At 36.4% G+C, this 20,033-nt stretch carries 19 protein-coding genes; 12 read left to right on the top strand and 7 right to left on the bottom strand.

Annotated elements, in window-relative coordinates:
- Positions 1-237 (top strand): acyl carrier protein, encoded by a 237-nt coding sequence (locus ACSSV9_RS02285; protein ID WP_437345594.1) that lies wholly within the window; start codon positions 1-3, stop codon positions 235-237.
- Between the two features lie 2 nt (positions 238-239).
- Complete coding sequence (locus tag ACSSV9_RS02280; RefSeq protein WP_437345593.1) at positions 240-1,739, top strand: MBOAT family O-acyltransferase; 1,500 nt, start codon at positions 240-242, stop codon at positions 1,737-1,739.
- A gap of 5 nt (positions 1,740-1,744) precedes the next feature.
- Here ACSSV9_RS02280 and ACSSV9_RS02275 read toward each other — a convergent pair whose 3' ends face one another.
- Genes ACSSV9_RS02275 through ACSSV9_RS02260 form a run of 4 tightly spaced genes read right to left on the bottom strand, consistent with a single transcriptional unit; the run spans position 1,745 to position 7,335 of the window.
- Complete coding sequence (locus tag ACSSV9_RS02275; protein ID WP_437345592.1) at positions 1,745-3,058, bottom strand: thymidine phosphorylase; 1,314 nt, start codon at positions 3,056-3,058, stop codon at positions 1,745-1,747.
- A 7-nt stretch (positions 3,059-3,065) separates the two neighbouring features.
- Complete coding sequence (locus tag ACSSV9_RS02270; RefSeq protein ID WP_437345591.1) at positions 3,066-4,520, bottom strand: sigma-54-dependent transcriptional regulator; 1,455 nt, start codon at positions 4,518-4,520, stop codon at positions 3,066-3,068.
- Between the two features lie 10 nt (positions 4,521-4,530).
- Positions 4,531-6,009: an ATP-binding protein gene (locus ACSSV9_RS02265; protein ID WP_437345590.1), complete on the bottom strand. Its 1,479-nt coding sequence runs from the start codon at positions 6,007-6,009 to the stop codon at positions 4,531-4,533.
- Positions 6,010-7,335, bottom strand: a complete 1,326-nt coding sequence (locus tag ACSSV9_RS02260; protein WP_437345589.1) for an extracellular solute-binding protein — start codon at positions 7,333-7,335, stop codon at positions 6,010-6,012. It abuts the gene before it with no gap.
- Between the two features lie 213 nt (positions 7,336-7,548).
- On the opposite strand from ACSSV9_RS02260, the gene ACSSV9_RS02255 reads away from it, so the two are divergent.
- The 6 genes from ACSSV9_RS02255 to ACSSV9_RS02230 all read left to right on the top strand — a co-directional run bounded on the left by ACSSV9_RS02255 (position 7,549) and on the right by ACSSV9_RS02230 (position 14,720).
- Positions 7,549-9,648, top strand: a complete 2,100-nt coding sequence (locus tag ACSSV9_RS02255; RefSeq protein ID WP_437345588.1) for a sensor histidine kinase — start codon at positions 7,549-7,551, stop codon at positions 9,646-9,648.
- Positions 9,645-10,397, top strand: coding sequence for a response regulator (locus tag ACSSV9_RS02250; protein ID WP_437345587.1), 753 nt, complete (start codon positions 9,645-9,647; stop codon positions 10,395-10,397). Before ACSSV9_RS02255 ends, ACSSV9_RS02250 begins: the two co-directional genes overlap by 4 nt.
- A gap of 147 nt (positions 10,398-10,544) precedes the next feature.
- The gene (locus ACSSV9_RS02245; protein ID WP_437345586.1) at positions 10,545-11,024 is read left to right on the top strand and encodes a chemotaxis protein CheW; all 480 of its coding nucleotides are present in this window, start codon (positions 10,545-10,547) and stop codon (positions 11,022-11,024) included.
- Positions 11,025-11,034: 10 nt separating this feature from the next.
- Complete coding sequence (locus ACSSV9_RS02240) at positions 11,035-12,057, top strand: porin (protein ID WP_437345585.1); 1,023 nt, start codon at positions 11,035-11,037, stop codon at positions 12,055-12,057.
- A 12-nt stretch (positions 12,058-12,069) separates the two neighbouring features.
- On the top strand, positions 12,070-12,630 hold the full coding sequence (locus ACSSV9_RS02235) for a PDC sensor domain-containing protein (RefSeq protein ID WP_437345584.1): 561 nt from the start codon (positions 12,070-12,072) through the stop codon (positions 12,628-12,630).
- Positions 12,631-12,641: 11 nt separating this feature from the next.
- Positions 12,642-14,720 (top strand): HAMP domain-containing methyl-accepting chemotaxis protein, encoded by a 2,079-nt coding sequence (locus ACSSV9_RS02230; RefSeq protein WP_437345583.1) that lies wholly within the window; start codon positions 12,642-12,644, stop codon positions 14,718-14,720.
- A gap of 52 nt (positions 14,721-14,772) precedes the next feature.
- On the opposite strand, the gene ACSSV9_RS02225 is transcribed toward ACSSV9_RS02230, so the two are convergent.
- On the bottom strand, positions 14,773-15,222 hold the full coding sequence (locus tag ACSSV9_RS02225) for an NYN domain-containing protein (RefSeq protein WP_437345582.1): 450 nt from the start codon (positions 15,220-15,222) through the stop codon (positions 14,773-14,775).
- Between the two features lie 18 nt (positions 15,223-15,240).
- On the opposite strand from ACSSV9_RS02225, the gene ACSSV9_RS02220 reads away from it, so the two are divergent.
- Entirely contained in the window at positions 15,241-15,726 is a 486-nt protein-coding gene (locus tag ACSSV9_RS02220) for a nuclear transport factor 2 family protein (RefSeq protein ID WP_437345581.1), read from the top strand.
- Here ACSSV9_RS02220 and ACSSV9_RS02215 read toward each other — a convergent pair.
- Positions 15,720-16,916 (bottom strand): anti-sigma factor family protein, encoded by a 1,197-nt coding sequence (locus tag ACSSV9_RS02215; protein ID WP_437345580.1) that lies wholly within the window; start codon positions 16,914-16,916, stop codon positions 15,720-15,722. The genes ACSSV9_RS02220 and ACSSV9_RS02215 overlap by 7 nt on opposite strands.
- A complete protein-coding gene (locus ACSSV9_RS02210; RefSeq protein ID WP_437345579.1) occupies positions 16,913-17,422 on the bottom strand; it encodes an RNA polymerase sigma factor in 510 nt (169 codons plus the stop codon). The genes ACSSV9_RS02215 and ACSSV9_RS02210 overlap by 4 nt, the downstream gene beginning before the upstream one ends.
- Before the next feature lie 308 nt (positions 17,423-17,730).
- On the opposite strand from ACSSV9_RS02210, the gene cas6 reads away from it, so the two are divergent.
- The 3 genes from cas6 to ACSSV9_RS02195 are packed head-to-tail and all read left to right on the top strand — an operon-like array spanning position 17,731 to position 20,028.
- Positions 17,731-18,438, top strand: coding sequence for a CRISPR-associated endoribonuclease Cas6 (gene cas6 / locus ACSSV9_RS02205; RefSeq protein WP_437345578.1), 708 nt, complete (start codon positions 17,731-17,733; stop codon positions 18,436-18,438).
- Entirely contained in the window at positions 18,435-19,547 is a 1,113-nt protein-coding gene (locus ACSSV9_RS02200; RefSeq protein ID WP_437345577.1) for a hypothetical protein, read from the top strand. Before cas6 ends, ACSSV9_RS02200 begins: the two co-directional genes overlap by 4 nt.
- A 1-nt stretch (position 19,548) precedes the next feature.
- Entirely contained in the window at positions 19,549-20,028 is a 480-nt protein-coding gene (locus ACSSV9_RS02195; RefSeq protein WP_437345576.1) for a hypothetical protein, read from the top strand.
- Positions 20,029-20,033: the final 5 nt, after the last annotated feature.

The raw sequence follows: 20,033 nt of genomic DNA, 5'->3' as shown, positions 1-20,033 counted from the left end.
ATGATTTCTCCAGAATTAAAACAGGTAATATTAAAACAACTCAATCTGGATGACTTCGATATTAAAGACGAAACCACGGCTCCAGAAGTACCAGGCTGGGATTCGCTTAACCATATTAATATCATACTAGTAATTGAAGAGCATTTCAAAGTAAAATTTAAGAGCTATGAATTGTTACGCCTTAAATGTGTTGGCGATTTACAAAAACTTCTCGATTCTAAATTAAACAAGCAATAGCTATGACTTCTTTTATCGATTTCAATAAACTAATTGAATTGCTAAGATACCAGCCCGACGACCCGCTTGTTTTCAGTACTGCGCTCTTCCTCATTCTCTTTACATTCTTCATGGCTCTCTATACTCTATTTATTAAAAATAATTCGTTCAGACTTGGCCTTATTATTTTCTTTTCGATCTATTTCTATTATAAATCGGCGGGATATTATACTTCGATACTTCTGGTGTCGGCTGTTGTTAATTTTTATTTTGGCAAATGGATTTCGGCAACAGAAAATTTTTCATACAAGAAATTAATACTCGTTATTGCATTATTTGTCAATCTTGGCCTTTTAAGTTATTTCAAGTATACGAATTTTATAGTTGATATTATTAATGGTATTGGAGCGGGTGTAATCGAACCACTCGATATATTTTTGCCAATTGGAATTTCATTCTATACTTTCAAAGCGCTTACATATCTGTTCGATATTTATTACGATACTCTAAAACCGACCAACAGTTTCAGGGATTTTGCATTATATCTTTTCTTCTTCCCAAATTTACTTGCCGGGCCAATCGACAGAGCTGCAGATTTTCTGCCACAGATTAATAAAGAGCCGTTTATCTCAAAGAAAGAGCTGGGACTGGCTCTGTTTCTCATTTCAATTGGACTTATTAAAAAAGTTGTTATTGCCGATTATATCAGTCTTAATTTTGTCGATCGAATATTCGATTTTCCTTTGCGATATACAGGTTTGGAAAATTTACTGGCAATCTACGGCTACACGCTGCAGATATATTGCGACTTTTCAGGCTATTCAGATATGGCAATTGGCATAGCGTTGTTGATGGGATTCCGTTTGATGGAGAACTTCAATTATCCTTTTAAAGCAACCAGCATAGCAGATTTCTGGCGCCGCTGGCATATCTCGTTATCGCGATGGCTGCTCGATTATTTATTCAGGCCAATTCAAATGAAATATCGTAACCTAAGAGTTTTCGGCAATATGATCGGAATTTTTGTTACGTTTTTATTGTGTGGATTGTGGCACGGCGCAGGATGGAATTTTATCTACTGGGGCGCTCTTCACGGATTTATGATGTCGTTTTCGCTGCTTATTCAAAAACCAAGAACTCGTATCTTGAAATTACTTCGCATCGAGAATACAAAGTTCCTCCGATTTTTTCAGATATTAATCACATTTCATCTGGTTGCGCTCTCATTCGCTGTATTCAGAAGTTATGATATTCAGACAGTTTACGACATGCTTTCACAAATATCGGAATTCTTCCACGCCGAGGTTTTCTTCCAGTTTGTCGAAAAGATGCCATTGATTACCGGATTAATGGTACTCGGATTTTTGTTCCACTTTTTGCCCTCGAAATTATTCGATTATAGCGCGACTATAATTGCAAAACTTCCGCTTGTAGGGAAAATATTAATATTAACGATTGCAATTTGGTTGGCGGCACAATTTAAATCTGCAGATATACAGCCGTTTATCTATTTCCAGTTTTAGAAGGATTAAAATTCAATTTTTTTCTTTATCAGCTTTGGTATTGATGTTTTTGAGGGGCTCAGTTCGATTGAATTTTTTATGGAATCGGATGCGGTTTCAAGAACGTTTCTTTTGTCTGTAAAGATTTCGGCAATAAGACCGCCTCTTTTAATTTTCATACCAATTTTAGGATAAAATATAATCCCGGCTTTTGGATCGATCTTGTCTTCTTTTTTCAGTCTGCCTGCGCCCAACAAAACGGAAGTCATTCCGATTCTGTAAGTGTCGATTGCTTGGACATATCCCGATTTGCTCGAATGAATTCCTCTCCGGTATTTTGATTTCGGATATTTTTCAGGTGTTAAAAGGAAAGAAACGTCGCCGCCTTGAAGTCTGGTAATCTCAATAAATTTTTCAAACGCTTTGCCGCTTTCAATCATTTCTTCGGCTATCTTTTTCCCCGATGAAATATCTTTCGATTTACCGCCCAGATAGATCATGGCGCCAGCGAGTGTAACGCTCAACTCGTATAAATCGTTTTTAATTTTGTTTCTGAGAATAAGGAGCGATTCGTAGACCTCGAGCCAGTTTCCTATATAATTTCCGAGTGGTTGATTCATATCAGTAATAAAAGCGATAACTTTTTTGTTGAACGTTTTTGCAGTATTGGCAAGCGATGTGGCAAGCTTGACGGCGTCTGATTGTTTTTTCATAAAGGCGCCACTACCAGTTTTTACGTCGAGTACAAGTCCTTCAATGCCCTCGGCAAGTTTTTTGCTCATAATGCTGGCGGTAATAAATGGAATCGATTCAACAGTGGCGGTAACGTCTCGTAACGCATAGATAAGTTTATCGGCGGGGGCAATTTCTTCTGTCTGACCAATCATAACGGCGCCACATTTTTTCAATACCGATTTATATTCTACTAAATTCAAGTCAGTGCGAAAACCGGGAATCGATTCGAGTTTGTCGAGTGTGCCACCAGTGTGACCCAATCCTCTGCCGCTTATCATTGGCACTTTAATACCGGCTGCTGCGGCAATTGGCGCAAGTATTAAAGAAGTTTTATCGCCAACACCCCCGGTCGAGTGCTTATCTATTTTTGATCCTTCAATTGTCGAGAGGTCAATTATTCTTCCACTTTTGAGCATCGATTCGGTAAGATATGAAGTCTCAAATTTATCGAGTCCTCGAATAAATGCAGCCATTAAAAAAGCCGAAAATTGATAATCGGGAATTGTACCTGAGGTAAAATTCGAAACCATAAAATCAATTTCCTGATACGACAGCTTGCCGCCATCTCTCTTTTTCCTGATTATTTCGATCGGGTTCGTTAGCATCTTCAATTTATTTGAGTCCTAATTCTTTGCACATTCTGTAATAATTAGGCGGAGCGAGTCCTAAAATTTTTGCTGCTTCGGCGTCTGAATTTGTTTTGCTGCGGATGTACTGAAAATATTTTAATCTCAGCTGCTTTTCCATCTCTTTGAGAGTAAGAAATCCATTTTCGGTTTTGAATGAAATCCCGTCATTTTTTGAAATTCCACTCGAAGTCGATTTCCCGATTGCATTTTCTATCTGTTCGGGTGTTATAATGTTTTCGCCGTAGAAGAGGAGACGTTGAACCAGATTTTTCAATTCGCGTACATTGCCAGGCCAGTCGTATTCAACGAGCATCGACATTGCCTCTTCGGTCAATGTGGGCACTGGCTTGCCGATATCAAGTGCGTAGTGATTTAGAAAATAATCGGTCAGATAAATTATGTCCTCTTTCCTTTCACGCAAGGGTGGAATAAAAATTGGCAGAACGTTCAAACGATAAAACAAATCTTCGCGAAAGCGACCGGCCTTTACTTCCTCGTCGAGATTTTTATTTGTTGCTGAAAGAATTCTTACGTCTACTTTAATTTTATCGAGTCTACCAAGTTTTTCGACCTCGCCGTCCTGCAAAACTCGCAACAATTTAACCTGCGAAGCAAGTGGTAGTTCAGGAATTTCGTCCAGAAAAATTGTTCCTTTGTCGCCAATTTCAAATAAACCGGGTTTTGCTTTGTCGGCTCCTGTAAATGCCCCTTTTTCGTATCCAAAAAGTTCGCTTTCAATTAACTGTTCGGGAATGCCTCCGCAATTGATCGGAACAAAGTTTTCATATTTTCGATGGCTGTTGTAATGAATGTTATATGCGACCAATTCTTTGCCCGTACCGGATTCTCCTGTAATTAAAACCGGAGCATTACTCTCTGCAATTTTTTTTATTTGTTCCCTCAGCTTTACAATTTGGTCAGAAACTCCAATAATTTGTTTGCTCGTAAGAATCCCTTCAACGTTTCGCTTAATTTTTGCCTTCGAATTAATTCTTTCTTTCAGAAGTTCTTTCTTTTCGTATGCATTGAAAATTGAGAGGACAAAGTCGGTCGGCTGATAAATATATTCTTCGATATCGACTGGATATTTTGTGCAGTACCAGAAGGCGCCTGCGGTTATCAAACTTTGTGCAAATTCATAATCGGTTAAATTTATTGTCATTTTGGTAATAACTATAATCTGGATCGAAGGGTCGACGTCTTTTATTTTCTTTATCAGATATTCACCACGAATACCGCCAGCAATTTGATAATCCATGATAATAATATCGAACTCGTTTCTTTTTTTCTCTAAAAGTTCAATTGCAGATTTTCCGTCTGATACTACTTCAGAAATCTTGATTCTTTGGCTGAATGGTGCGATTGTGTTCTCGACACGACGAACGTCGAATTCCTCGTCTTCGATGAGTAATATTTTGATTGGTTTATTCTTGTCCATATTAAAAAAATTAATGAGGAACTAATATAGTAAATTTACATCCTTTTGAAGGTAAATTTTCGGCGTCGATTTTCCAGCCGCATCTTTGTGTTGAAAGTTCGTAAGCAATATAACAGCCATAACCCGAATTTGTGTGCGAAATGTTTTTTGTGCTAACTTTTTCGAGGAATAGTTTTTTTATTCCATTTTCGTTCGTCTCGAGTAGTTCTGGTTTTATTCCAACGCCGTCGTCTTCGATTGTAATAGTTGTGGAATGTGCTTCTCGATTATAAATTGTGGTTATTTTAATATTTAAAAAATCTTCTCCGCCGTGGTCGATACTGTTCTGAATCAACGGTTCGATAATTTCCCAGACAACAAATTCGTTGACGTGCACGGGTGGAATATTGTCGTCCAGGTCGAGTTCAATTTTAAAGGAACCGGTTTTTCGGGCAGTACGATTGAAAATATTTTCTACAATAAAGCGTATTACGTCGTTAATGTTTGTTCGAAAAGTGGGATTGCGGATAGTTTGTAAGGGTGGTTCATACCATTTCATATCGTAAATAACGCGGGAAATGAAATTCGAATATTTCAGTACTCGGTTTTTAACTTCGTCAATGTTGTCAATAGAAAGATTCCGTAAATCTTCTTTTATAAAGCCCATTATCTTTTCGGCTTTGTGATGAGTATGATAAATTCTTTTTGTAAACATCGATTCTTTCTGATGTTCAATTTGTTGTTTTAAGTTTTGCTCGTGCTCTTCGAGAAGTAATTTCTGAGCTTCGTCACGTTCTTTAACCGTGTAAGTCGAGATATAATACATTGCCAGGAGTCCAAGCAGGAACAATGCCGAATAGATGAGAGAAGTTTCTTCGTAACTTGATATCATTTCGCGCTGTACGAAGGTGAAGTCGGGTGTGTTTTTTATATAAAATGCGCCGGCAAATTCGCCGTTTGGCACAAAAGGTACAAAGATATGATATGTTTTATTGTTTGTAGTTAGATTTATAATTTGTTCGCTGCGAGAAATTTTATCGTAGATTCGCCTGTATAATTCAATAGCATTTTTGTGCGAAGACGAATTTGCTGTGACATTTATGTTATCAATTAAATTTGCAAAAAGAGCGTTGCCATTGTCGATTGCCAGAATCTTATTGCCTCTATTAACCAGCAGGCAAATTTCTTCAATATTCTGATGAAGTATTTGTTGATTGAGAATCATGTCGAAGAACTGAATAATGTGTCTTCTTTCCTCAGGTCCCATCTCTTCGCGCAATTTAACAATTTCATAGAGCAGTTCGATTGTTGTTGTATTCATATTTGCCAGTCGTTCGGCTGAATTGCGCTGATACCATTCCTGCGTATTGTCGAAAAAATTATGCATCGAAGCTTTGTGAATAAACGAAAGGATAAACTGGAATAAAATTAATCCGACAAAGAGCACCGTAAGGTGTTTGAACTCAAAGTGATATTTTTTAATTCTGTCGAATAAAATTTTTTTTCCCATCTAAAGTCCAGTCTCTATTTCTGAATTGATTATTCGTTCGGCTTCAGAAAGAGCTTCTTCCACGCTCATTTTGTTTTTAAGTACTCTGTTTAGATGATACGAAATTACATCCGAGTAACGTGTATATTTTTCGACAAATGGTCTGCGCACGGCATTTTTGAGTAGCGAGTAATAAAATTTAACATCGGGATTGTTTTTGACAAACAGAGAATCTGAATAGATGGATTTGGTAACGGGCAGATATCCGGAATAATAAAATTCTTTTTGAATGTCGTTGTTCAGAAGGAATTTGATGAATTTAGCAGCTTCCTTTTTCTTTTCGGAATATTTCGAAAGCATTAAGTACCAGCCACCAATTGTACTCCTCGAATTGCCGCCTTCGAATCTTGGAATTGGTGCTCTATCAAAAAGAAGGGTGTCTTTCTTGCTGTCTACATTATTTCTGTACCAGGTAATAAATCCAGGCCAGCTTCGCAAAAAATAACCGTTGTTCTGGACGAAATAAGCATACGATTCGTTCTCGGTAAAACTTGCCACTTCAGGAGGAGAAAGTTTGTATTTATAAATCAAATCTTTGAGTAAATTCAACGCCCTTCGACATTCGGGTGTGTTCAATTTGATTTTGCCATTTTCCAGTAAAGCTCCGTTTTGTGAAGCAATAAGCTCCATGAAACTGCACATAAGACCTTCGTAAGCATCTGCAGCAAAGAGATAAAAAGGAGTCCCATCTTTTGATAACCTTTTCCCGAGAGCAAGGAAATCTTTCCATGTTATCGAGCTGTCGAGCTTCTTTTTAATTTCGGGGTAATCGGGAAGTTTTTTTAGTTTATCTTTTCGATAGTGCATTACTCCAATATCGAAAAAGAGAGGAACCGAAATAAATTGCTCGTCGTAGTAACACGATTGAAGGGCTTCGGATACGATAGCGTCGCGTTCAATTGAAGTGAAATATTCTCCGAGTGGTGTAGCGAATTTTGCGAAGCGTGGCACCCAGATTTGATCCACCGAAAAAATATCGAGCCGCTCGCTTTTGCCACGTAAATAACGAATTAGAAGTTCTTTTCTTTCGTTCGTTGTAAATTTCTCGAAAGGGAGGTCGACCGGAATCACCTCGATTTCCCCTTTATGAAGCCGATTGAATTTTTCGATGGCCGTTTTGTGGCTCGGCGAAATATTATCGGCAAAATAAATCTTTACCGGCTCGTTGTCGTCGGTTACCAGCAAGTCGCCAAAAAGTGTGGTAAAAATGAAGACCGAAACTGCGAAAAAAGTAATTGCAGTAATCGAGAAATAAAATGTGGTCAAATATCTATTCTTTTCTTTCATTTCATGACTTGATTTTCCGATTAAAAATAGGCTTTTTATAAATAATAGTAAACTAAACCGAATACTATTAGTACTTAAAATAGTTTCTTAAAATTCCGATTATAGTATTAAAATGACAACCATTTCATTTGTAATGGATAACATTTATGTTTTTTAAGAAGCCAACATTGAGTAATCCTTAATATATTTGTAAATATAAAAATCCGGGTCACTTTGGAAAAATATAAGAATATTGTAATTATATTATCACTCGTTTTTTATGAGATTCTGGTAATATTATTTGCATTTAAGATTAATACATCCGCAGGACTCTTCTCGTTACTTCCAGTTCTCACTATTTCCTGGTACTATGGCGCATTGGCTGCTCTGATAGTTGCAGTCTTCTTCTTTTTAATTAATTATCTTAATTTTTTTCTATTAATTGATGTTCAGCAGGTTCAGCTACTCGATGTAGTTGGTGGTTTTTTACAACTGGTCATAGCATTACTTGTGGGTGTTGCCAGTACGTATAAAAAGAAATTTTATAAAGTTAATACGGAATTAAAAGAAAGAAATGAATATTTAAATAAAGTAATTGATATAAAAAATCGTGCAGAAAATCGACTGGTTGAAAAACTTGAACATATTAGAATAATTACCCAAGTATCCTCTGACTTTATAAATATACATCCTCTTCAGATCGAATCGCGAATTAAAAGTACAATCGAAGTGATTGCCGGTTTAATCGGGGCCGACAGAGGATATCTATTTGTTGAGTCGGAAAATAAATCGATGGAATTAGTAACAGAATATGTAGCTCCCAACTCGTCACCATTGAGTAAAAAAATATCGAAAATCGAATTGAACAATATAGAGGATATTCTTGCTACTCTTCAAAATGGCGCCTACCTTGAAATAAATACGGCTTTGTGGAAATCGGCAATAGGAAGTCTTTTTGATACTTCAAAAATCATTTTTTTGCCTCTTCTATCGAATGATAAATTAATTGGTTTTATCGGTTACGATTCGAAAAATGAGAGTAAACAATGGGATAAGGAATATATCGAATTACTAATGCTTAGCACGCACGCCATTTCAAATGCAATTCAGAGAAAAAGAGCCGATGAAAAAATTAATGCGCAGTATAACGAACTATCGCTTAAAAGCATAGAATTGATTCAGAGCAACAGGGAGATGAAAAAATTAAATCAAAAACTGACCGACCTGTCAAAAGAACTCTATGAAAGCGAAAGAAAATTCAGGGAACTGGCTGAAAATCTGGAAGACGTTATCTGGCTTCAGGAAGGTAGAAAATTCCTCTACATAAACCCTGCCTATGAGCGGGTGTGGGAATCGAAAAGGGATGATCTCTATAAAAGTGCAAACGATTTCATCGATAAAATTCATCCAGATGATAAAAGGGAAATGATTAAGGATTTTGTTTATCACGATTACGACAGGGAAAAATTTTTTCAGAAGGAATTCCGTCTTATTGATTCTAAAGGAAATGCAAAATGGATTTATGCCAAAACTTTCCCTATTGCTAAAATTAACGACAATTATCGCGTTGCTGGGATAGCTCAGGATATTACTCTGCGCAAAAAAGTTGAAGAAGAAATCAAAAAGGCACTCGACAAAGCTATTGAACTCAATCAGCTGAAATCGAGATTCATTTCGATGGTTTCTCACGAGATCAGGACTCCACTTACTGCAATCCAGACCTCAGCTGAAATTCTCCAGCTCTACAGGAATAAATTAACCCGATCGGAAACCGAAACTCATTTCAATAATATTTTTAAATCGATCGATACGATGATTTCGATGTTGAATGCAATTACTTCTTTGAGCAAGTCGGATATGCAAGAAATTAAACTCAAATATGAGGAAATTGACGTTTTTGAAAAGGTCAAAGAACTGGTAGAAAATTTCAAACTTCTTAATAATAAAGAGATCAATTTTGAGTTAAAAGGAAAACGATTCACAGCCGAAGTTGACCCCCAGCTTTTTACTCAGGTGGTTTATAATATTATTAGCAATGCCGTTAAGTTTTCGCCGCACCAGAGCAAAGTCTCAGTCATTCTAAATTCTAACGACAAAGAATTTAGTCTTACTGTTAAAGATGAAGGGATCGGCATACCTGAGTACGAACTAAAAGATATTTTCAATCCTTTTTTCAGAGCTTCTAATGCAGTAAATTACAGTGGAACTGGACTCGGGCTTGCAATTGTTAAGCGCTGGACAGAAGCCTTGAGAGGTAAAGTCGAAATTAAAAGTAAATTGAACAAAGGCACGAGTGCAATTGTTACCTTTCCATTAAGAAGGACCGAATTATGAAAACGATATTGATAATCGAGGACGACTCGCTTCTCCGTACAAATCTCTACTATTTATTGAATAAAAGAGATTACAGACTTCTTATTGCTTCAAACGGCGAGGAAGGAATTAAAATTGCAAGGGAAGCTCATCCCGATTTGATTATTTGCGACATTCTTATGCCTGGAATCGACGGATATGAGGTCAAGAACCGTCTGGAAAAGGATGAAAAGACAGCTTTCATTCCTTTCGTTTTCTTGACTGCTAAAGCCGATTACGAAGATCTGCGCAGGGGAATGAATCTCGGTGCCGACGACTATATTTATAAGCCTTTTAAAGCAGCCGACCTTTTGAATACAATCGAGCTTCGGCTTGCTAAATACGAAGCTTTGAAAAATTTAAATAGATACGACAATTATGGAAAAAAATTTAACTACGAAGATCCTGTTTTTATCGAATCGGGTAACACGCCAGTAATGATAAAAATCAAAGAAATTATTCTAATAGAATCCGAAAATACCGGCACTGCCCTATTCTTGACTGAGAAAAGAAGATATTATACAAACAAATTGGTGAAGATATGGGAAGAGATTCTGCCACCGGATCATTTTCTTAGAGTTCGAAAATCGACTATTGTCAACACGAATTGTATCGACTATGTTGAAAAGGAGAACTATCGTAAGTATTTCATCTTTTTAAAAGAATTAAACAGGAAAATTGAAATCAGCCAGCGATACATCTCAAAAATAAAAGATAAAAATAGCATATAATTAAAATACTGCTAATTTAATAAGACTTAAACTCGCTTATTCATCAATTAACCCGCTTATTTATTTAACTCATCGCTTGTAGAAAAACACTCAAAAACAATTCACTCTCTGCGATAATTTCCCATGAACAAAATAAAAAGAGGATTTATGAATGTAGATAGACAGACCTCCAGCGAAATTCTTCAACTTGTAAGTTTTAAGATAGGGAAAGAAGAATTCGGGATCGACATCCTGAGAGTTCAGGAAATTAACAGGATGCTAAATTTAACCCGATTGCCAAACGCACCATATTATATTGACGGTGTAGTAAATCTAAGAGGCAGGATCATACCAATTGTAAATCTCCGGGTTAAACTGGGGCTGGAAAGAATAGAAGCCGACAAGAATTCGAGGATTGTAGTTGTAGATCTAAACGGAAAGACAATTGGATTTCTCGTCGACGAAGTAAGCGAAGTGCTTCGTATACCAGAAGATATTACAGAACAACCTCCTGCTATGGTAGCAGGTGTCGATTCATCGCTTATCAAAGCTATCGGGAAATTGGAAGATCGTCTTCTGATTTTACTCGATCTGGAAAGAGTTCTATCAGCCGATGTAAGTAATTATTTAAACTCATTAACAAATTAGGAAGGAAACTATGAAAAATAAAATTATTCTTTTCTTGTTTATTGCCGTTACAATTGCGGCTCAGAATAAATCGGAAAGCTCCATGAAATTTTTCGGTTATGTGCGGAGCTGGTACGAAACCGACTTTTCAGAAAATCACGGCGAGTTCAAAGTTAAAATGGCGCGTTTCGGCTTCAAAGGCGATGTCAATCAATACACCGGTTATCGCCTCCTTGTCGATTTCGCTCGTCTGGGAAAATTGAAAACCACTTATACTAATATTGATGGCAAAAGCGTGGTCTCATCTGTAAGCGCTTCTTTTTCCGATGTACTGCTCGATGCACAGGCAATCTTAAAACCGACAAAAAATTTTACCCTCTCCTTAGGACAGTATAAAGTCCCTTTTAGTACGGATAATCTTAAAAGTGCAGCGGATATCGAATTTGTAAATAGACCATTATTAACCAGTGTAGCCCCCGGATTGAGAGACGTGGGTGTAATGGCCGAGTATAAATTTAGTTCAAACGTGCCATTAATGTTAAGTGCAGGACTTTTTAACGGCAGCGGACAAAATAAAAGCGAAACCGATAATACTGCTAATTATTCTATTCGCGCAGTAACTGAAATAATCGATGGAGTGGAATTATCGGCAAATTATTACGGAGGTAGACTTGACAACGAGGATGTAAATATTTTCGACTTAGGCGCTGCATTTGAATATAATAACTTTACTCTAAACGGTGAGTTCGGTCAGCGTAATACCGACTTGAGTTCTTATTCTATAACTTCGAATGCATTCTTTGTCTATGGAGTCTATTCGATTAAACTCGACAACTCGATTCTCTCTTATATTATGCCTGCAATAAGGTACGAGTATTACGAACCGAATAATTCAATCGATTCAAACGAAATTGAAAAAATTACCGGCGGCATTTCCTTCCACTTTGCAAAAATCAATTTTGCTCAACTCAGAATCAATTACGAAATCTACAATTACAAAGACGGCAGGGATAACCCAAATATATTATTTATTGAACTCCAAACAAGGTTTTAGGAGGACAAAGTTATGAAAAAATCAACAGTAACTATTTTATTCCAGTTATTCGTATTTCTTCTTCATGTTAATATGCAGGCTCAGGATGTGCCAGCAAATGTAGTAAAAGTGGCCAATTCAGAGCTTCTGAAAATAGTGTCAAATTCCGTAGTTGTATCAGCTGTGGAATCTCAAAACGCAAAGAATTTTTCTCTCGCCAAAATCAAACAAATCGACAGTGAATGGCAGAACACTTCAGGACTGAACGATTTCATGAAAGAACTGATCAATAATGAATGTTCTCGCTATCTTAAAAGTTTGATGAAACAAAAACCATATCTGGTTGAAATTTTCGTTACGGATAATAAAGGCGCAAACGTCGCTATGAGCAACAAAACAAGTGATTACTGGCAGGGCGACGAAGATAAGTTCACTAAATGTTTTAACAGTGGGCAGGGTAAAATATTTTATGGCAAACAAACTTTCGATGAGAGTGTTCAAACCTATGTAATACAAGTGTCTGTGCCTGTCAAAAAAGGTGGTATAACAATAGGAACGGCAACATTCGGTATCGATACTGGAAAACTGAAATAACGGAGGCATTTATGAAACAATGGTTTTTAAATTTATCGATTAAAAAGAAAATACTGGTAACATTTACTTCTATTTTGGCAATTATCCTTATTGTCAATGTAATAGCTCTCTTGAATATGAAAAACATCAACGCCAATGTAAAGCTTTTTGCAGAAGAATTGCTCAATGGAACCGATCTTCTGCTTCAAATCGATCGGGATATGCAACAGGCTCTTGTAGCTCAAAGGACAATGATCTTTTCCAGCGTTGGCAGCGAGCAATTTGAGGAATTAAAAAAGGAAAATAATGAAAATATTCAGCAGGCTATTGACCGCTGGAATCAGTTTAAAGCAATTGATATTGATGGAGTGGATAAAACTCTGTATAAACAGTACGAAACTGCGCGTAAAGAGTGGATAGACTACTCAGCTAAAATTGTTCAGGCACGAGAAAGCGATACACCAGAAGGGCGACTCGAAGCGATCGAGTTATCGTTTAGAGAGGGAAACCGCTCTTTCGAAGCTGCACGCGATATAATCGACAAGCTTACGGAACAAATTGAAACTCTTGCACTCAATGAAAAAGAAGACGCATTTACTTCGTATAATAATGCCTCTACAATTTCAATTATAGGCTTAATATTCTCCTCTTTAATTGCGCTAATTGGTGGCTACTTACTTTTTAACTCAATTGGTAAACCGATTGCCGAGGCTACCGAAGTCATGAGTGAACTTAAAAAAGGTCATCTTAATGTAAATCTCAATATTAAATCGAAGGACGAAGTAGGAGTGCTTGCCGATTCGATTAATGAATTCTCTAATACATTACGCGAGTTTAATGAAATTATGAATAAGGTTTCGCTAGGGGATTTAAGTAATGAGGCTAAATTGCTCGACGCCAAAGATGAGTTGACTCCAGGATTAAATAAAATTGTTACTACGTTGAGGCGTTTAAGAGAAGAAACAATTAAACTTATTAGTTCCTCTTTAGATGGTAATCTGAATGTACGCGGCAATACGGGTGGTCTCGACGGTGTTTACAAAGAAATTATTGAAGGTTTCAATAAAACACTCGACACCATTATTATTCCAATTCAAGAAGGTGCCAAAGCCCTTGAAAAAATTGCCGAAGGCGATCTAACTGTAAGAATTAATAGCGACTATAAAGGAGACTTCAAAATCATTAAGGATAGTGTAAACCGTTTGAGTGAATCTTTCAATGATATTCTCGATGAAGTTATTGCCTCTGCGCAGGCAGCTGCAAGTGCAGCCAATCAGATATCTGCCAGCACCGAAGAGATGGCTGCAGGCGCTCAGGAGCAATCGGCGCAATCTTCAGAAGTCGCTGCGGCAGTAGCTGAAATGACTCAAACAATACTTGAGACAACTAAAAATGCAGAATACGCTGCCAGAGCTGCAAAAGAATCGGGCGAAACAGCTCGAAACGGTGGTATTGTAGTCGAAGAAACGATCGCTGGAATTAACAGAATCGCAGAGGTTGTTCAAAAATCGGCCGAAACAGTTCAGAAACTTGGTTTAAACAGCGATAAAATTGGTGAAATAATTCAGGTAATTGACGAAATTGCCGACCAGACAAATCTACTGGCTCTCAATGCTGCAATCGAAGCAGCGCGCGCAGGAGAACAGGGACGTGGCTTTGCTGTTGTTGCCGACGAAGTTCGAAAGCTTGCCGAAAGAACGACTAAAGCCACCAAAGAAATAGCTGCTATGATTAAAGAAATTCAAAAAGATACCAGCGGCGCAGTTGAATCGATGAATCAGGGAACTCGAGAAGTTGATAAAGGCAAAACTTCTGCCGATAAAGCTCGTAAATCGCTCACAGACATTATCAAAGGCGCTGAGGAAGTTGTAGACATTGCATCTCAAGTTGCTGCCGCCAGTCAACAGCAATCGGCCGCAGTTGAACAAATCGGGAAGAATATCGAATTCATTAATAATGTTACCGGACAATCGGCAATGGGAATCCAACAAATAGCCAAAGCAAGTGAAAATCTCAGAAATCTTACAGAAAATCTCCAATCGTTAGTTATGCGCTTCAAAATAGATTCTGTTTCGCATGTTACGAAACACAGGCTCCTTAACGTCGGTTAAGCTTCTAATTCCTGATGCTTCCCCTCAAATGCCCGCCGCAAGCGGGCTTTTTTTATGCCCCAAATAACTTTTTAAATTCTTCATTCTCTCTTTCTATCTCTTTAATTCTTTCAGCTTCTTCGTCACTCTGTCGTTTGCTATTAATATCATCACCAAATTCCTCCGACGAAATTACTTTGCAACTGTTAACTCGACCATATTCTGCCAATTGTCTGTCCGAAGTAACTAAAATAATTTTACGCTTTGATGTCGAATTATCAATCTCTTCACGGATTTTTTCGTCTGAGGTCCTGTTGTTAGAATAAATAATTTTTCCTTTTGTAAATAAAAGAGGAATATTTTCGTACCCGTCGAAATGAAGAGAAACACTACACTTCTTTCCTGCAAAATGAGTGTTTAAAATTCGTACCAATTCATCTCTGCAGGCCCCCTTGTTTACGGTCTTCATATTTTTCATTATTTTTCCGATTAGATTATTGCCGTCTATTATATAATGATTCATAAAAAGAGTGGTGTTATTATGTTAAAAAATATTTCAATTTTGCTTTTACTTCTATTTATTGCTGCCTGTACAAAAGATGTACCTGAAGAAGATAAAAGCATAATTCAAACTACAGAAAAAAATAAAATTAATAAACTGATTGAATCGTTTTACAATGAATTTAATAAAGGGAATATAGATAGTGCTCTAACCTGTATTTCACGGGATTACAAAGCCATTCTATCCGAGTCCGATGAAATTGTAGGGCTTGAAAATTTTAAAAGAGAACTTTATCAGTATAAAACCGAGTATCCCGAAGGCAAATGGCAATATTCGATTGAGGAAATGTTAATAAAAGATGGAATTGGCTATGTAATAATAATCAGTAGTTTTGTAATGCCCGACCCCTTAGAATCAAAAGGAAATCCTGTATATTCCGAAAGGAGCATGAAAGTTTTGCTCAAAGATAATCAGGGAGACTGGAAAATTTATCGTTCGATAAGTGTGCCTGTATTTACTTACTGAAGTTCGATTGATTTTTCAATTTCGTATTTCCATCTTGACAGCATTTTTTTGTTCAGGTGAATAATTCCATCATAAGTCACGTCCGTTGGGGGAGGGAAGAAATTAGCAACCGTCTGAAATAATTCTCCTCTGTATTTTAATGGTGACCTTTCAAGTATCGAAAGGAGAGAAATCGAATCCTCGGGACGTGCGCTTTTTATTATTCCCGAGATTGTTTGTGAATCCAGATGACCTGTATCGAACTGCTCAACAAAATTTTTGAATGGCTTTTCGGCATCTGTTCTTAATGGCGTGCCAGACGAATAATTATAGAACTTAACGAAGTAATTATTGTCGACGGTAATTTGACCGTTAATATCGACTGCTCCTGTCAAAACGCTTAATTCTCCTTTCCCTTTAGACAGAGAAAATTTATAGGAAGCAAAATTTCCGCGCAATTCGTTGTTTCCAAATTTAATTGTCAAGCCAAGATTACCAAGTTTATTGTCTGCAATAAGCGAGCCGTATTCGAGAAAAATTTGATTATTTTTCTTTTGAGCTCGCACTAATAAAACAGAGGATTTTCCTGCCAGTTGAAATCTTCCCTCGCCTGGCACAATAACTTGTAGAAGCGATGAGTCTGAACAAACTAATCTATCGCCTTCATACCAGAAGGCATCGGTGTGTTTGGTCCCGTTTAATTCAAAAGCTCCATTTATACTTTCAATTGTCCACGGTGAATTATTTTGACTGTACTGGTAAACAAAATAAGCGAGTGCAGAGAAAATTAAAATACCGGCTATAATTGCCGAAATAATTTTTCCGGTAGATAGATGTGGATGTGAGGATTTTAACGAGCGACTCATCTGACTTTTTTTTGTTAGGCCTCGCGTTTCGTTTAAAAATTTTTCCTGGCGTGATTGCTCTCTTTTCTTTCTGAAATCCTGTATGATTTTTGTTCTGTGCTCTTTATCAACTTGACTTAGAGACTTTTTTAATAATTCTTTAGAAAGTAATTCGATAAGGTCAGAGTGCGGTTCAATCGAATAGGGCATCGATTTGAGAAGTTCGAAAAAGCGTGTGAATTTATCGTACTTTTTGCGGCACACTTCGCAGCTTGCCACATGAATTTTGAGTTCATGAAGCGATTTTTCGTCGAGTGAATTATCGACATACCTGTGTAGATAAATATAAATATCGCTGCAGTTCATTTTTTACACACCGCTTCGATTAAATATTCGCGGGTTTCCATCAATGCCATAACAATTTCGTCCGTTTTGTCGTACCAGAGAAATTGTGCAATCTGATCGTAGTCATAACCTTCGAGGTCATGGAGCACAAATATAGTTCGCCTGAAATAGTCGAGACTCATGATCAGTAATTCAAGTTTTTTTCTGGGGTCGTCTGGCAGTACCTCAGGTAGTTTTACGATTCTAATTTTGTCGATTTTAGGTATGGTGGTAGTGACAGCAATTTTTTTAATCCATAGAACAAAAGGGATTTTGTAGTCGTACGACTTTATTTCTTCCCATGCGTTAATAAAAGTTTCGATTGTAATTGTGCGAGCACTGTTGTAGTCGGCTAATAAACGGTAGACTGTAGTGAATACATTCTTAAGATTTATTTCGCACAGGTCGAAGAATGCATTTTTTCTGCCAGCTTGCGATAGTTCGATAAGATAATTGACATAGTTTGTATTTTCAGACCTTCCTGGCATAGAATAATCTGATCATTTTTTTGAATAAATGTATGAATATCAGAAATTAGATACAGAAAAATTTTTCAATCAAATTGATAGACAAATATTAAAAAAATATTTAATTTGAAAGTAACTATTTCTGTATTAAAAAACAGAGATAATAAAATTTGAATTAAGAAAATGCAGTATGTAAGAGGGAATTCCGTCCAGTTAAATTTAGTCTTTCAGTTCGAAAATTGAATTATAGAAGAGGGGGCAAAGTTGTTATCCCTTTTCATCATTGCGTAAGAAAATTAGAAGATTGCAAAAAAATTTAAGGAGGCGTGATGAGAATTTTATTTGAATATGAAATTAATCCTGAAATCATCCCCAAAAACTATGGTAGAGGTTTTATCTCGTTGATAAAAAAGCTATTGGAAGCGGGAGATAGTTTGCAATTTAATCTTTACTACAACGAGCCTAAATTAAAACCATTTACCTTCGGGACATATTTCCCAATGCTACGTGGAAAAGAAGGCGACAAGCTTAATGTTGGTAAAATTGTTAAACTCAATTTTTCTACGTCATCGGTTCAACTTGCAACAAGTATTTACAATGGCTTTTTGAAAGTGAAAGAGCACACCTGGCAAAACAACGTAAGCTCAATTAATTTCAAGCCAGTTAGAGCTAATCTTCAACCGGTCAAAATAATTGATAAAGAAGAAATTACTGTTAAAACACTCTCGCCACTTCTTGTTAACAATCTGGGGGATTCAAATAAATTCTTGCTGCCCGGTGAGGAGGGGTTTTTAGAAGGATTAGAATTCTCCGTTCGTGAGTGTGCAAGAGAATATTTAAATGAAAGTACAGATTTCACATTTCAATTCGAGGTAAAAGATTACAAAAAACGGATTTTATATCATTACCAAAAAATGCCCGGGATTATTGGAATATTTAAAATTAAGTCCAAGCCGCAGATACTCCAGATGATTTATGATATTGGACTTGGAGTACATCGTTCACAAGGATTTGGACTGCTGGAGGTGGTGAAATGAGTGAAAAAAACAACGTAATAACACTTTATCCTTCTAATTGGCTTTATAATGCTAGCGTAATTGGTTTTATTAATTCTGTTGAGAGAATTGAAAAGGAGATTGATATTAAAGAGTCTCTACAAGATACAGGAGAAGTAGTCCTTAAACTACCACTCTTTAGTAAGATAGATATAAACATGAGATACTTTAGTGAAAAAAAGATTTCTTCTATTTATAGAAATGGAATGTATAGAAATTTTATTACTACAGAGGAGGAGAAAAAACTTTTTCATGTATTTGTGAAGGCATTAGATAATGTTGAGCAAAATGCACAATGTGATTTTTGCAATAACGGATATTTCCTTACAAATAAAGATTTTGAGGATATAAATAATAAACAGACCAGTGACAAAAAATTTCTCAATAGAATAACAAACTTTAACTTTGTTCATAATCAGGATTTAGGGCCGGCTCCAGAAAAGTTTCCAAATTCATATTGGAATAACCGCCTGGGGATTAGAATATGTCATTTATGCAGCTTCTTGGAAATTCATCATCATTTAGCTATTACAAAACTTACAGGTCTATCGCAAGTCTTTATTAACACACCATCTTTTCGTCTGATGTACGACTTGAATAAACTTGTGAAAGAATTGTATGGGAATTCATCAGATAAAGGAAATAAAAAGGTTAGGGATATACTGGCAACTACAATAATTGAATACACAAGAAAAATGCAAAGTGTTCTTGGTATTTGGACTACTATGAATATTGAAATTGTGCATAAATATAAAATAAAAATTGATAAAGGAAAATTAGAAGATAGAATTGAATTCTTTTCGTTACCTACAGAAGTAATACAAATTATTACAGATAGAAGCATTTCAAATATTCTATCTGATTTAGGAGAGGTTAAAATCCTCAATATTGTATTAGATAGAAAATATTCTTATCTGATTGAGCTTGGGTACAAATTATTACGTGAGAGTTTTAAAGATTATAATGATAGAAATGATAAGTTAATCAACAGCATACTTTACCAATCAAAAAATCAATATAATCTCACCGCAACGGCAACAAAAATTCTAAAATTGTATTCACTAATAGAAGATAAATTAAAGAGGAACTAAAATGGAAGAGAAATTAAAAATACTTAGCGAACAATTGAAAAAGTGTAACCCGATTCTCAAAGATTTTCAAGATTATTACAATGAGCTCAATCAAAAGTATGACGAATTTCAGAAATTACTTGAATATGCCTCAGAACTAAAGAAGGATGAAAAAGAATTTGGAAAACTTTATCGGCGAGTAGCTGGCAGAAATGCATCGGAGCTTGTAGATAAACTTAACCGGAAAGGATACGCTTTTAAAAAAGAGCTGGGAGATGCATTCGAAAATATGGGCTATCGTTTACTTGAGCAAACAAGAGCCGGCAAAAAAGAGGATGTTTATTATGGTATCCTTAGGATATTCGTAGCACACAAAATAAATTTCCCTGGTGAGCTAATTGAAGCTTTCAAACCAATTTACACCGATGAAATGTTCAAAGTATTCATCTTCTCTTTTTTGAGTAGCATAATTGGAGAAGAAAAACAATTAGATATTAATTAAAGGAG

Origin of the sequence: Melioribacter sulfuriphilus, from assembly GCF_051488685.1 — a bacterium.
In the GTDB taxonomy this organism is placed as follows: Bacteria; Bacteroidota; Ignavibacteria; order Ignavibacteriales; family Melioribacteraceae; genus Melioribacter.
The sequence above is the reverse complement of the archived record's forward strand: the minus strand, read 5'-3'. Positions and strand labels throughout refer to the sequence as shown.

Excerpts from the sequence above, each read along its gene's own strand:
- ACSSV9_RS02195 (WP_437345576.1), top strand. The coding sequence starts at position 19,549 with ATGGAAGAGAAATTAAAAATACTTAGCGAACAATTGAAAAAGTGTAAC.
- ACSSV9_RS02225 (WP_437345582.1), bottom strand. The coding sequence starts at position 15,222 with ATGAATCATTATATAATAGACGGCAATAATCTAATCGGAAAAATAATG.
- ACSSV9_RS02270 (WP_437345591.1), bottom strand. The coding sequence starts at position 4,520 with ATGGACAAGAATAAACCAATCAAAATATTACTCATCGAAGACGAGGAA.
- ACSSV9_RS02260 (WP_437345589.1), bottom strand. The coding sequence starts at position 7,335 with ATGAAAGAAAAGAATAGATATTTGACCACATTTTATTTCTCGATTACT.
- ACSSV9_RS02240 (WP_437345585.1), top strand. The coding sequence starts at position 11,035 with ATGAAAAATAAAATTATTCTTTTCTTGTTTATTGCCGTTACAATTGCG.
- ACSSV9_RS02245 (WP_437345586.1), top strand. The coding sequence starts at position 10,545 with ATGAATGTAGATAGACAGACCTCCAGCGAAATTCTTCAACTTGTAAGT.
- cas6 (WP_437345578.1), top strand. The coding sequence starts at position 17,731 with ATGAGAATTTTATTTGAATATGAAATTAATCCTGAAATCATCCCCAAA.
- ACSSV9_RS02280 (WP_437345593.1), top strand. The coding sequence starts at position 240 with ATGACTTCTTTTATCGATTTCAATAAACTAATTGAATTGCTAAGATAC.
- ACSSV9_RS02275 (WP_437345592.1), bottom strand. The coding sequence starts at position 3,058 with ATGCTAACGAACCCGATCGAAATAATCAGGAAAAAGAGAGATGGCGGC.
- ACSSV9_RS02235 (WP_437345584.1), top strand. The coding sequence starts at position 12,070 with ATGAAAAAATCAACAGTAACTATTTTATTCCAGTTATTCGTATTTCTT.
- ACSSV9_RS02285 (WP_437345594.1), top strand. The coding sequence starts at position 1 with ATGATTTCTCCAGAATTAAAACAGGTAATATTAAAACAACTCAATCTG.
- ACSSV9_RS02250 (WP_437345587.1), top strand. The coding sequence starts at position 9,645 with ATGAAAACGATATTGATAATCGAGGACGACTCGCTTCTCCGTACAAAT.
- ACSSV9_RS02200 (WP_437345577.1), top strand. The coding sequence starts at position 18,435 with ATGAGTGAAAAAAACAACGTAATAACACTTTATCCTTCTAATTGGCTT.
- ACSSV9_RS02265 (WP_437345590.1), bottom strand. The coding sequence starts at position 6,009 with ATGGGAAAAAAAATTTTATTCGACAGAATTAAAAAATATCACTTTGAG.
- ACSSV9_RS02220 (WP_437345581.1), top strand. The coding sequence starts at position 15,241 with ATGTTAAAAAATATTTCAATTTTGCTTTTACTTCTATTTATTGCTGCC.
- ACSSV9_RS02230 (WP_437345583.1), top strand. The coding sequence starts at position 12,642 with ATGAAACAATGGTTTTTAAATTTATCGATTAAAAAGAAAATACTGGTA.
- ACSSV9_RS02210 (WP_437345579.1), bottom strand. The coding sequence starts at position 17,422 with ATGCCAGGAAGGTCTGAAAATACAAACTATGTCAATTATCTTATCGAA.
- ACSSV9_RS02215 (WP_437345580.1), bottom strand. The coding sequence starts at position 16,916 with ATGAACTGCAGCGATATTTATATTTATCTACACAGGTATGTCGATAAT.